The organism is Mycobacterium noviomagense (assembly GCF_010731635.1).
GTDB classification, from domain to species: Bacteria; Actinomycetota; Actinomycetes; order Mycobacteriales; family Mycobacteriaceae; genus Mycobacterium; species Mycobacterium noviomagense.
On the sequence record NZ_AP022583.1, the window covers coordinates 1,970,530 to 1,982,783 of the forward strand.

The 12,254-nt window shown below is 65.8% G+C and carries 14 protein-coding genes; 9 read left to right on the forward strand and 5 right to left on the reverse strand.

Going from position 1 to position 12,254, the window contains the following annotated elements:
* Positions 1 to 6: 6 nt before the first annotated feature.
* On the forward strand, positions 7 to 759 hold the full coding sequence (locus G6N15_RS09040) for an SDR family NAD(P)-dependent oxidoreductase (protein WP_083086846.1): 753 nt from the start codon (positions 7 to 9) through the stop codon (positions 757 to 759).
* 61 nt (positions 760 to 820) lie between these two features.
* The gene (locus G6N15_RS09045) at positions 821 to 1,183 is read left to right on the forward strand and encodes a hypothetical protein (RefSeq protein ID WP_083086845.1); all 363 of its coding nucleotides are present in this window, start codon (positions 821 to 823) and stop codon (positions 1,181 to 1,183) included.
* Positions 1,184 to 1,189: 6 nt separating this feature from the next.
* Here the strand turns inward: G6N15_RS09045 and G6N15_RS09050 are convergent, their stop codons facing one another.
* Genes G6N15_RS09050 through G6N15_RS09060 form a run of 3 tightly spaced genes read right to left on the reverse strand, consistent with a single transcriptional unit; the run spans position 1,190 to position 3,724 of the window.
* Positions 1,190 to 2,221, reverse strand: coding sequence for a DUF4185 domain-containing protein (locus G6N15_RS09050; protein WP_083086913.1), 1,032 nt, complete (start codon positions 2,219 to 2,221; stop codon positions 1,190 to 1,192).
* Between the two features lie 5 nt (positions 2,222 to 2,226).
* Positions 2,227 to 3,021: a DUF427 domain-containing protein gene (locus tag G6N15_RS09055; RefSeq protein ID WP_083086844.1), complete on the reverse strand. Its 795-nt coding sequence runs from the start codon at positions 3,019 to 3,021 to the stop codon at positions 2,227 to 2,229.
* Between the two features lie 28 nt (positions 3,022 to 3,049).
* On the reverse strand, positions 3,050 to 3,724 hold the full coding sequence (locus G6N15_RS09060) for a TetR family transcriptional regulator (protein ID WP_083086912.1): 675 nt from the start codon (positions 3,722 to 3,724) through the stop codon (positions 3,050 to 3,052).
* Positions 3,725 to 3,793: 69 nt separating this feature from the next.
* Here G6N15_RS09060 and G6N15_RS09065 point away from each other — a divergent pair, with 69 nt between their 5' ends.
* Together G6N15_RS09065 and G6N15_RS09070 are read left to right on the forward strand one after the other, a co-directional pair.
* Entirely contained in the window at positions 3,794 to 4,861 is a 1,068-nt protein-coding gene (locus G6N15_RS09065) for a ferredoxin reductase (protein ID WP_083086843.1), read from the forward strand.
* 16 nt (positions 4,862 to 4,877) lie between these two features.
* Positions 4,878 to 5,984, forward strand: coding sequence for a fatty acid desaturase family protein (locus G6N15_RS09070; protein ID WP_083086842.1), 1,107 nt, complete (start codon positions 4,878 to 4,880; stop codon positions 5,982 to 5,984).
* On the opposite strand, the gene G6N15_RS09075 is transcribed toward G6N15_RS09070, so the two are convergent.
* Positions 5,981 to 6,580 (reverse strand): TetR/AcrR family transcriptional regulator, encoded by a 600-nt coding sequence (locus G6N15_RS09075; protein ID WP_083086841.1) that lies wholly within the window; start codon positions 6,578 to 6,580, stop codon positions 5,981 to 5,983. The genes G6N15_RS09070 and G6N15_RS09075 overlap by 4 nt on opposite strands.
* 52 nt (positions 6,581 to 6,632) lie before the next feature.
* Between G6N15_RS09075 and G6N15_RS09080 the strand changes: the two genes are divergently transcribed.
* Genes G6N15_RS09080 through G6N15_RS09090 form a run of 3 tightly spaced genes read left to right on the forward strand, consistent with a single transcriptional unit; the run spans position 6,633 to position 9,691 of the window.
* Positions 6,633 to 7,748 carry a hypothetical protein gene (locus G6N15_RS09080; RefSeq protein WP_083086840.1) on the forward strand — a complete coding sequence of 372 codons (1,116 nt, stop codon included), beginning with the start codon at positions 6,633 to 6,635 and terminating at the stop codon, positions 7,746 to 7,748.
* A 2-nt stretch (positions 7,749 to 7,750) separates the two neighbouring features.
* Positions 7,751 to 8,785 (forward strand): phosphotransferase family protein, encoded by a 1,035-nt coding sequence (locus tag G6N15_RS09085; protein WP_083086839.1) that lies wholly within the window; start codon positions 7,751 to 7,753, stop codon positions 8,783 to 8,785.
* 21 nt (positions 8,786 to 8,806) lie between these two features.
* A complete protein-coding gene (locus G6N15_RS09090; protein ID WP_083086838.1) occupies positions 8,807 to 9,691 on the forward strand; it encodes an alpha/beta fold hydrolase in 885 nt (294 codons plus the stop codon).
* An 8-nt stretch (positions 9,692 to 9,699) separates the two neighbouring features.
* On the opposite strand, the gene G6N15_RS09095 is transcribed toward G6N15_RS09090, so the two are convergent.
* Positions 9,700 to 10,305, reverse strand: coding sequence for a TetR/AcrR family transcriptional regulator (locus G6N15_RS09095; RefSeq protein WP_083086911.1), 606 nt, complete (start codon positions 10,303 to 10,305; stop codon positions 9,700 to 9,702).
* Between the two features lie 115 nt (positions 10,306 to 10,420).
* Here G6N15_RS09095 and G6N15_RS09100 point away from each other — a divergent pair, with 115 nt between their 5' ends.
* Together G6N15_RS09100 and G6N15_RS09105 are read left to right on the forward strand one after the other, a co-directional pair.
* Positions 10,421 to 11,764: a cytochrome P450 gene (locus G6N15_RS09100; RefSeq protein ID WP_083086837.1), complete on the forward strand. Its 1,344-nt coding sequence runs from the start codon at positions 10,421 to 10,423 to the stop codon at positions 11,762 to 11,764.
* Positions 11,765 to 11,786: 22 nt separating this feature from the next.
* Positions 11,787 to 12,254 (forward strand): YiiD C-terminal domain-containing protein, encoded by a 468-nt coding sequence (locus G6N15_RS09105; protein WP_232070380.1) that lies wholly within the window; start codon positions 11,787 to 11,789, stop codon positions 12,252 to 12,254.

Genomic DNA, 12,254 nt, shown 5'->3' on the forward strand with positions numbered 1-12,254 from the left:
TGCCCCGTGGGATTCCAGCGGAAGACCGCATTCATCACCGGTGGCGCGACGGGATTAGGGCGAGCCTTCGCCCGCGCGCTGGCCGGTGAAGGCGCCAGCGTGGCAATCGCGGACATCGACCGCGCTGCCGCCGACCGCACCGTCGCCGACTTGACCTCCGAAGGGGCTCAGGCGATCGCCGTCACGTGCGACGTCACCGACGAACTCCAGGTGGACACCGCCGTCGGTACAGCGATCGAACAGCTGGGCGGCATTGACATCTTGATCAACAACGCCGGCCGCCACCTGACGAAGTACAACCAACCGTTTCACGTGCTGTCGCGCGACGACCTGCGCGACCTGTTCGAGGTAAATGTGATCGGTATCGTCAATTGCACTCTGGCGTGCCGGGATTCGATGCGTGAGCGCGGCGGCGGCGTGGTGCTGAACATCTCGTCGATGGCCGGGTTCATGAACATCAGCCCGTACGGTGTCTCCAAGCTCGCGGTGCGCGGCTTGACCGTCGCCTTCGCCTACGAGCTGTCCCCGGACCGGATCAGAGTCAACGCAATCGCTCCAGGATTGATGAACACCGAGAATGCGCTCGCCGATCTGCCACATGCGTTGGTGGACGACATCGTTCGGGAGCGCCAGCTCGTGCACCGGCTCGGCACCATGGGCGACGCCGTGTCGGCCATGCTGTACCTCTGTTCCGACGAGTCCTCCTTCATCACCGGGGAAACCCTGAAGGTCAGCGGTGGCTACCCGCTGAACTTCTGAATGGCCGCGGGGGAGCACGACCAGCGGTTTAGTCGCCCCACACCAGGGGCAACCGTGGCCTATGGCTACAGACAACGCCGACGAACTTGTCGGCCCGTCGGACTTCCCCGAAGAGGGAGGTCCGGGCGACACCCTGAATCAAAGCGAGTCAACCGACTCCGATGAGGTCCGCAACGACGACGGCGACATTGTGGTGGACCCGCCCGAGCACTGGAGCGAGGCGAACCGCTTCGGCATGACCGAACGCGAAGAACGCGAGGGACCATCCCTCGACGCCAGACTCGCCGCCGAACAGCCCGACGTGCTGGATGCCGCTTCCGACGAGCAACCTCCGACGGAGGAACCGCCCGGCCGGGCACATCATGGCCAGATCAGCGGGACGCCGGAAGACGGCGATTCGCTGTTCGAGGTCGCCGACGAGTGATCACGGTCAGAGGGTCGTGTCGCGCAGCGTCGCCCGGAACTGCATCACCCGATAAGGCCAACCGTGCGCGGTGTTCCACTGTGAAACTGCGAGACCGACGCCACCGGCGACATCGACTTGCGAACCGGGAAGAACGTATCCGCCGTAGAGCTGCGCGACCCGGTTGTTCGCGTGGTCTTCGTCATCCCATGTGCTGCCGACAATGGGCACCTGAACCGCTGCATCCGACACCGCGGTCGGCGAATCGATGACCCGATATCCCAGCGCATAGTGCGACGACAGGAATCCGCCGAGAATCCATTTCCCGCCGGCCAGTCGGCGCAGCGAGAGCTCACCCCAGGCTTCGCCGGGGGGAGTGATCAGGCTCGGTCTGTGGCCCCAGGACCAGCGACCGCGCGCCACGCCCCAGCCCGCGTACTGGCATAGGTCGCCGATACCGCTTGGGCGAACACGCCTCAAGATGATGCCTTTGTCACGCTGAAAGCCGGTGGACACCACGTAGACCCAGCCGTCGTCGGGGTCGTAGTCCCACGACCAGCACTGCGCGTGGCCCCGGTGCAGCCGGCCGGCGAACTTCGCGCGATCACCTAAGTGCCGCCACGAGATCCCGCTGTCGTCAGATCGCCAGATCTCAGTCCAGACGACATTGCCGAAACCGCGGTTCACGATCGCGTGCAGATAAAGGGCGTCGTCCACCCGCAACACATCGGACGGAATCACTGTGCTGATGCCGTGGCGGGTCGCACCGGTGTCGCAGTGCTGGTAGTGCCAGAGCTGCCGCGCGTAGTCGGGGTCGTCGCCGCCGGCGCGCTGGTAGCTGATCTCATGCGTGGCGTCGCCGGTGCCGATGAGGATCACCGGCGAACGCCAGTCGCCGCTCCCGACTTTGGCGCCGGAAAAGGTGTCGCCGAACACCGAAACCAGCGTGCCGTTGGGTGCCTGCACCGATGCGCCCAGATCGGCACACGTGACGCCCCACCGGTCGGTGATCCCCGGGCCGGTGAGGTCAGTCAGCTTGCCGGATGCGCGCGACGGCATCACCGTCAGCGGGACCACTGGGTGGCCGGGCGTTCCCGGCGCTCGCCGTCGACCACGATGTCCACGCGCTCGTCGAAAAAGGCGATTCGGTGTCTCACTGGCTCGGCGTCGTGCAGCGGCTGGTGGTAGGTCCAAGCCACATCGGCAGGACCGTCGGGCACCGAGAAGTACGACGCGCGACCCTTGTATGCGCAGTAGGTGACGGTCTCGCTCGGTTGAAGGTCGACGATCACGTCGTCGGGCGGTAGGTAGAACCGGACCGGCAGCAGCGTCTCGAACAGCAAAATCGGTCGCGACGATTCGGCGAGCAGGCGCCCGTCCAGTTCCACCCGGACGCGGCGGGTGCTGGCCAGGATGTCGATCCGTTTGAACGGGTCGTGCGGATGGGCCACGATCGGCTCGTTCTCTTCCCGCCACTCGAACGCGCCGAAGTCGAGCGCGACGTAGTCCGCGAGGTCGGGATCTTCGGGCCGGAACGCGGCCGCCGCCCGCCGTGTCCCATTGACCACGACGTCGAACACCGTGCCTGGGCACGTGTGCGCCGCGAACGGGATGCTCGGGTCCAGCAACCGGCGGTCGCTGGGATCTGCCTGGGTTTCGACGGGCTCGAGCAGCGCCGAGAGATCCGAGACCGGCACCGCGTACGTCGGCACCACACGCCGCGGTTCCCACAGCAACCGGCCATGACCGGTGTCCGCAACCAGCTCACCTTCGAGGTACGCGCGCAGCCGCTTCTCGGTGGGCTCGTAGCGCAAAGACTCCACTGCACTGCCGAGCAGATCTCTCATCCTGATGCCCATCGCTCCATCATCGCGCCGGGCACGTTGGTCACTGACTGCTGCGCCAGCCGGCCACGCCGATGGCAATCATGCGCAACTGCTTGATCGCGATCCGTTGGATCTCCTCGAGCGCTTCGGTGCTTTGCGCGTCCTCGATCGCCTCGGCGATCACGATCATCGAGTTGACGAAAAGGGTTGCCAGCACATTGAGATCCTCGGTGCTCCACGCGTTCAAGCCGGGAAAGCGGGCGAGGTCGGTCGCCAACTCTGAGGTGATGAGCCGGATCTCGGTGCGAATGGCGTAGCGCAGCACCGTCACTCCGCTCGAGCGCTCGCGTCCGATGAAGCGCCAGTGCTCGCGTCGCTCGGTCACGCTGGCGAGAAGGATCTCCACCGACGACTCGATGACCCGGTTCGGGTCCAGCTTGCCGGCACGGGCGCCACGCAGCATGTCACGCAAGGTCCGAAACGACTCGTCGATCAAGACCAGCCCAAGGGCCTCCATCGACTCGAAGTGGCGGTAGAACGCCGCGGGCACGATCCCGGCTTCGCGCGTGACCTCCCGCAAGCTCAGGCTGCCGAAGCTGCGGTCGTCGAGCAACTTCAGCGCGGCCGCGACGATGGCCCGCCGGGTGGTCTCCTTGCGTTCCTCTCGGGAGGGGCGCTCCCGGCTACGGGAATGGCCCGACCGCTGCAGCCGTGAATCAGGCGTACGACCGTTCACCATGTGAAAACTACCACATAGTGCCATAAGACCTTGACGAACCCACCCATGTCGCCGCACGGTGTACACATGTTCACTGAAATGCTTACCCGGACGGTGCAGCGGCGGTTGGCCGGATCCGGCCTGGTTGACCTGCTGACCGGTCCGCACGGCATCGACCGCTACACCGAGCTGGTCGCGCCGACCTGGACGCTGGACGAGGCGCGGGCCAAGGTCGTCGATGTGCGGCGGACCACCCCGCGCAGCGTCACTCTGACGCTCGCACCCAACGCCGCTTTCACCGCCGACCTCAAGGCCGGCCAGTACGTCACCCTCGCGGTCGAGATCAACGGTCGTCGGCACACGCGCTGCTACTCGCCGGCTAACGCCGAGGACGCTCGCCGCCTCGAGCTGACCATCGGGCGCCACGACGGCGGACTGGTCTCCAACTACCTGTATGAGCACGCCCGGACCGGTATGGTGCTCGGGCTCGACGGCGTCGGCGGCGACTTCGTGCTGCCAGCCCCGCGGCCGCGGCGGATTCTGTTTGTCGCCGGCGGCAGCGGCATCACCCCGGTGATGGCGATGCTGCGCACGTTGGTAGCCGAGGGCCACGACGGCGAGATCGCGTTCCTCCACTACGCGCGCAACCCGGCCGAGGCGTGCTACCGCGACGAGCTCGCCGCGATGCCGGGCGTGCGGGTATTGCACGGCTACACCCGGTCGGGCACCGGCGACGTGGTCGGCCGCTTCGGCTCGCAGCACCTGGACGCCGCGATGCCGGCACCGGATGCGGTGTACGTCTGTGGGCCTCCGGCCTTGGTGCAGGCGGTGCGCGACCTCTGCCCGAACGCCCGTGCGGAAAGCTTTGTGGCGCCGACGTTCGAGCCGCCGGCGAAAGCGTCGGGCGGACGAATCACGTTCGCCGACAGCGGTATCGAGACGGTCGACGACGGACGTCCGATACTCGAGCAGGCCGAAGCTGCCGGGCTGTCGCCGGAAAGCGGCTGCCGGATGGGCATCTGCCACACCTGCACCCGCCGCAAAACCTGCGGCGTCGTGCGCAACCTGACCACCGGCGCGGTATCGACAGCGCCCGACGAAGACGTGCAGATCTGCGTGTCCGTACCGGTCGGTGACGTCGAAGTGGTCCTGTAAGCCCCAAGGAGAAGTCATGTCACAGCCCACGATCACCCTTAGCCCTGAACAAGCCGAGGTGTTCGGTCGCGAACTCGACGCGATCAAGGAACGCGTCATGGCCGACCTCGGCGAACGCGATGCCGAGTACATCCGCGCCGTGATCAAAGCGCAGCGGGCACTCGAAATAGGCGGGCGCGCAATGTTGTTCGGCGGGATCATTCCGCCGTTCTGGCTGGCCGGCACCGCGATGCTCGCCCTGTCGAAAATCCTCGACAACATGGAGATCGGGCACAACGTCATGCACGGCCAGTACGACTGGATGCGTGACCCGTCGATCTCTGGGCGCCGCTTCGAATGGGACACCGCGTGCCCGGCCGATCAATGGCGGCACTCACACAACTACATGCACCACACCCACACCAACATCGTGGGGATGGACCGCGACATCGGCTACGGCATCCTGCGGATGAGCGAAGACCAGCGCTGGCATCCCTACTACCTGGGCAACCCCGTCTACGCGTTCCTGCTGATGGTGTTGTTCCAGTACGGCGTCGCGCTGCACGAACTGGAAACCGAACGCATCCGCGCCGGTGAGATCTCGCTGGCCGACAAGCGCGAGACGCTGAACGGGATCTGGCGCAAGACCCGTCGGCAGTTGCTGAAGGACTACGTCGCCTTCCCGCTGTTGGCCGGGCCATTTGCGCCGTTCGTCTTCACCGGAAACCTCTCGGCCAATCTGGTCCGCAATGTCTGGTCGTACATGATCATCTTCTGCGGACACTTCCCCGACGGAACGCAGGAATTCTCGATCGAAGAAACCCAGAACGAGTCCCGCGGCAGGTGGTACTTCCGCCAGATTCTCGGTTCGGCAAATCTTACCGGCGGCAAGCTCTTTCACCTGCTGTCCGGCAATCTGTCGCACCAGATCGAGCACCACCTCTTCCCGGACATGCCGGCGCGCCGCTACGCAGAGATTGCACCCGAAGTCCGGGCGATCTGCGAACGCTACGGCATCCCGTACAACAGCGGGCCGCTGCTACGCCAGTTCGGCACCGTGGTGCGCAAGATCGTCAAGCTGACGTTCCCGCCGAAGAGCTCCCCGCAGCGGGAGGTTCACGAAGAGGAGCGGGCCGCCGCCTAGGCGTCGCCTGTCGCGTCCGGTCGCCACGGCGAATACGCCAGTGCAGTAAGGGCTTCGGCGGTTCGGTCGCAGAACGCGTCGGCGTCGCGCAGCCCGACGGTCAGCGCCCGGATCGCCGTTGACGCTACGAGGAAGTCGAACACCGCATCGGCGTGGGCCTGCAGTCCGTCGGCGGCCAGCAGCTCGACCAGTTGCGCGCGGACATCCTCTTCGCTGCGCGACACCAGGCGCTCGTAGAGCGTGTCGTCGCGGTGATAGGCCACCAGCAAGCCGGGAATCGCCGCCCGGGTGACCGGGTCGGCCAACTGCACGAGGAACGCCTCCACCCACGCCCGCAGATCCGCGTGCAGATCGCCGGTCGGCGCGGGCAGCGGTGCGGGCTGTGCGTGAGCGAACGCGGCGTCCTCGATCAACGCTTCCCGGCGCGGCCAACGACGGTAGATGGTCGGCGCGCCGACCCCAGCCCGCCGGGCGACCGCGGCGATCGTGGTCTGCTGATAGCCGACTTCGACCAGCAACTGCCGGGTGGCGGCCAGCACGTCGCGATCCTTCTGCGGGTCACGCGGGCGGCCGGGAGCTGCACCATCGGGTTCCACAGCGCAAACCTACCCTAGTTTTATTACGTGACGTCATATAACGTAACCCTCCATGTTAACGTCACACGACGAGCTGTTGTGCCACCAGCTGTCGACCACGTTCGATCACGTCTCGCAGAGCGACCTGCGGTGGACCGAGCGCATTGTGATGTACGGGTTCGACAAATCCGGCGACATCAACGTGATGACGGGCCTGGCCCGCTACCCCAACCGCAACGTCACCGATGCGTACGCAATGGTGACCCGGCGCGGTGGCCAGACCAGCCTCGTGCGGATCTCGACCGAACTGCGGCCCGACACTGGGGAATTGGGCGCCTACACCGTGGGACCGTTCACCTACTCGATCGAAGAGCCGCTGAAGTGCGTGCGAGCCACGCTCGGGCCCAACGACTATGGGCTGAGCGTGGATCTGCGATTGCGCGGCCAATTCCCGGTGTATGAACAGACCCCGGCGTTCCATCGCAGCCGGGGCCGGGTGCGCGAAGACGCGCGGCGCTTCTACCAAAACGGTGAACTGGACGGCTGGATCCAGGTCGGGGAAGAGCGCATCGAGATCGACCCGCGGCGCTGGTGGTTCGGCCGCGATCATTCCTGGGGCGTGCGCCACGGACCCGGTGGCGGCAGCCTGCCGGAAGGCGCCGAGTTGCAGCCCGAAGAGATCCCCGACGGTGTGCTGTATTACATGGGCATCTTCCAGTTCGACGACGAGCTGGTGCATTTCGCGCAGCGGGAGACCAGCACCGGCGAGCGGTGGCAGTTCGAGGGCGAGCTGCTGTATCCGCTCGACAGCGGGCGGGAGCCGGGCAAGATCATCGACGTCGAACACGACCTGAAGTTCCGCGACGAGCTGCGCGTGATCCGCTCCGGCACGTTCACCGTGCACCGCGGCGACCGCAGCACCAGCACCATCGACGTCACTCCGCTGTGCGACTTCTGGCCCGGCCTGGCCGGCTACATGGAGGTCAACGGCTACGCCTCGGGCTATTGGCGGGGAACCGATTTCATCGACGGCTTCAGCGTCGACACCGGCGATCTGGATGTGATCCGGCCGGTGAGCATGCTCAGCGAAACACTGTGCGAAGTCCGCATGGACGGCAAGGTCGGCCACGGCCTGGTCGAAATGGTGTTCATGGGCGCCTACCCGCGCTACGGATACACAGGCTGGTAACCGTGGCGCGGCCGGCCGCAGAAGAGTTACCGCTGGCCCTGGAACCCATTGTGCGCAAAAGGGTTCCAGGCGCTGACTCAGCGAGGATCGCCAACTGGAGACGAGCCGAGGGCGGCTTTTCGACCGAAACGTTTCTGTTCGACCTCGTCGGAGTGAGCGGATCGTCAAACCTCGGACTGGTGTTTCGCCGCCCGCCCGAATACGCGGTGCTGCCCGACTATGACCTGCGCCGGCAGTTTCTGACCATTCAGCGACTGGCCGACTCGCCGGTCCCGGTGCCGAGCGTGCGCTGGATCGACGCCGATGGGCACGAACTCGGCACCCCGTACTTCGTGATGGATCGCATCGACGACGTCGTCACCGTCAGCGACGTCCCGCCCTACCATCAGTCCGGCATCTTCGCCGACGCGGACGACGAGGGCCGCGCCGCGCTGTGGAACGGCTGCCTGGACCTCATCGCCAAGGTGCACGCCGTCGACCCGGACCGTCATCGGCTGGGGTTCCTGGCGTTGTCGCAGTTCGGCAGCACGCCGCCGCAGCGGCTCGCCAATTTCCTGCGCTACGCGCTGAGTTGGGCCAGCGGCGACGCGCCGTTGCAGCCGGTGTTCACGCGGGCGCTCGATTGGCTCGACGCGCATCTGTACATCCCGGACCGGGTCACGTTGTGCTGGGGCGACAGCCGAATGTCCAACGTGCTCTACCGAAGTGACTACACGCCGGTTGCCGCGCTCGACTGGGAGATCGCTTATCTGGGTGATCCGGCCGGCGACGTGGCGTGGATGTTGATGACCGATTGGATCTCCAGCCCGTTCGAGGGACATGCTCCAGCACCCGGCACGCCGGGCCGCGAAGAAACCATCGAGCGCTACCAGCAGCTGACCGGTCATCGGCTGACCAATATGCGGTTCAGCGATGTGACGTCGGTGCTGCTGCTCGCAGTCGCGCTGATCCGGTTGAACACCAAGCTCGCGTTGGAGGGCGTTGACTTGGCTGAGATTTGTGCCCAGCGTGTCGAGTTCGTGCTCGGCGGGGACTGAATTCGGTTACCTTGTCACGTCATGGTCAGCTTGCCCGCTCTCGACGGCGTCGAGCACAGGTTTATCGACCTATCTGATGGTGTGACGATCCATGTCGCCGATGCCGGCCCCGCTGACGGCAGGGCGGTCATGCTGGTCCACGGCTTTCCGCAGAACTGGTGGCAGTGGCATGAGCTGATCGGCCCGTTGGCCGCCGACGGCTACCGGGTGCTGTGCCCCGACCTGCGTGGCGCGGGATGGAGTTCGGCGCCGCGTTCGCGCTATCTCAAGAACGACATGGCCGAGGGCCTCGCAGGCGTTGTCGATCGGCTCGGCGTTGGGCCGGTGAAGCTGGTCGCCCACGACTGGGGCGGCCCCGTCGCGTTCATCATGATGCTGCGCCATCCGGCGAAGGTGAGCGGGTTCTTCGGGCTGAACACCGTGGGCCCGTGGGCAACTCGCGACCTGACGATGATTCGGCACTTGTGGCGGTTCTGGTACCAGATTCCGATGTCACTTCCGGTCATCGGTCCACGTGTGATCTCACATCAGAAGTCGGGTTATTCCCGCATGCTGGTCTCGTGGGTGGGCGCCGGATTTACCCTCCCCGACGATGACCTCGAGATGTATGGGGAGTGCATGCGTGAGCCTGGGCACGCGGTGGCCGGGTCGCGCTGGTATCGCAGCTTCCAGACCACCGAGGTGTCGCGCTGGCTACGTGGCGAATACGCCGATGCTCGAGTCGATGTGCCGGTTCGCTGGCTGCATGGCACCGGCGACCCGGTGATCACCCCGGATCTTCTGCGCGGATACGCCGAGCGGATCAGTGATTTCGAGCTCGAGCTGGTCGACGGGGTCGGTCACTGGATCGTCGAACAACGCCCGGAGTTGGTGCTCGACCGAATTCGCACGTTCCTCGCGGCGTGATCGCCGCGTCAATGCCGCGGGCCCAGCAGCGCTACCGAGGCGTCAAAAGCGGGCTTGACGATCCGGCGGATGTCATGGCCGTCTTCGACCGCGAGCGCGGTGAGTTCTCGCAGGCCACCGATCAAGATCACCGCCAACGGCGGCGTCAGCGCCGGCAGGCCGGCCCGCTGAAAACCCGGGCTGCCGCTGAGATCGACCAGAAGGTCGGTCAACAGTTCTAGTCCGCGGCGCTGTACGGGCCGCGCGGCGGCGCCCAGCGAAGGAAGCTCGCGAATCCAGCTCAAGGTGATGGCAGGCCGCGACTCGATGCTGTCGACGTAGGCCTCGACCGCCTGACGAATCTGGTCATGCCAGTCGGCCTCGGGATCGACCGCCGCCCGGATTTCCTCGCTGAGCCGCTCGGTGTCGGCGCGCAACAGTTCGAGAAAGCACTGCTCCTTGCTGGCGAACTGGTCGTAGAAGGTGCGCTTCGAGGTGCGCGCATGCCGGACGATGTCGGCCACAGTCGTGGCGCGATATCCGTGCTCGCCGATCGAGGCGGCGAGGCCGTCGAGCAGCCGACGCCGAAACGGATCGATGTCGGTGGGAGCCGCGTCGTCGGCCACTGCCGTCACTGCCGCACCGCTTTCGCCGGATGTAGCCCTTGCCAGGGCTTGGTACCACAGAGTACCGTACCCGATAACAGCCTGGTACACCGCGGTACCACACAAGCGTTGGGAGCGCACCGCCATGAGCGAAGCAACCGTCGACACCCACGCCGCTGCAGCCCCGCCTGCGGTCAGGTTGCCGCCGGCGGTACGCATCCCGAAACCAGTTCTGGGAACAGCGTTTTCGCTGTCGCGGCGATGGACGGTGCAACAGCTCGGGTCCCGGTACGGCAACGTGTTCACGATCAGGCTCCCGATCTGGGGGCGCACCGTGCTTGTCGCCGATCCTCAGCTGGCCAAGCGGATTTTCACGACGAGCCCGGAAGAACTCGGCAACATCCAGCCGAACCTCAGTCGGCTGCTCGGGTCGGGGTCGGTGTTCGCGCTCGACGGTGACGATCACCGGCGCCGGCGGCGGCTGCTGGCGCCGCCGTTCCATGGCAAGAGCGTCACGAACTTCGAGCACATCATCGAAGAGGAAACGCTGCGCGAAACAGCAAGCTGGCCTCAAGGCAAGGAATTCCCAACACTGCCGTCGACGATGCGGATCACGCTCAACACGATCTTGCGCGCGGTCTTCGGGGCGGGCGGCGCCGAACTCGACAAGCTGCGGCGGATCATTCCGCCCTGGGTGACGCTGGGCTCACGGTTGGCAGCGCTGCCGAAACCGGGTCGGACCTATGGCCGCTACAGCCCGTGGGGGCGGCTGGCCGAGTGGCGGCGGCAGTACGACGCCGTCGTCGACAAGCTGATCAACGACGAGCGGTGCGACCCCAACTTCGAGGACCGCACCGACATCCTCGCGCTGATGCTGCGCAGCACCTACGAAGACGGTTCGCCCATGTCCCGCAAGGACGTCGGTGACGAGCTCTTGACCCTCTTGGCGGCCGGCCACGAAACCACCGCGGCGACGCTCGCCTGGGCCTTCGAGCGGCTGAGCCGGCATCCCGACGTTCTCGCGCAACTCGCCGAAGAAGCCGAGACCCATACCAACGAACTGCGCCAGGCGGCGATCCTCGAGGTGCAGCGCAACAGAACCGTCATCGATTTCGCCGGTCGCCACGTCTACGCGCCGGCATACGAGCTCGGCGAGTGGGTCATCCCCCGCGGGTATTCGATCGTGGTCAGCATCGCGCAGATACACACCGATCCCACGGTGTTCGCCGACCCGGAGCGTTTCGACCCACAGCGTTACATCGGCACCAAGCCACCTACTTTCGCGTGGATCCCATTCGGCGGCGGCACCCGACGCTGCGTCGGCGCCGCGTTCGCCAACATGGAAATGGATGTTGCGCTGCGAACAGTATTGCGGCACTTCACCATTGACACCACAACAGCTCCCGGTGAGAAATGGCACGCGAGAGGCGTCGCGTTCACCCCCAAGCGCGGCGGCCGGATCGTGGTGCATCGGCGTTTGCAGCGCTAGCGGCTGACTAGGATGGGCGGCTATGACCGCCGCACCCGATGCCGCCCAGGTTGTCGAGATGATGAACGCCGCAATGCCGTCCACCATCCCCACTGCCCACCAGATGGGCGTGCGAGTCGTCGAGGCGCGCCGCGGGTACGCCGCCGTCACCGTGCCCGCCGAGGGCAACGGCAACCACTTCGGCGTCGTCTACGCCGGTGTGCAGTTCACCGTTGCCGAAATGTTGGGCGGCGTCATTGCGCTGAGCACCTTCGACAACGCCAAGTACTTCCCGTTGGTCAAAAATGTCGACATCAAGTTCGTCGGCATGGCGCGATCGCAGCTGCGGGCTGAAGCCAGCCTCGACGAGGAGACGATCAGCCGCGTCGAAACCGAAGCCGACGAACGCGGAAAGGCGGACTTCACACTGGAAGCGGTGGTGACCGACGCAGACGGTAAGACCGTCGCAACCGCTCGCGGCCTCTATCAGCTGCGCGCGCAAGGAAAGTAG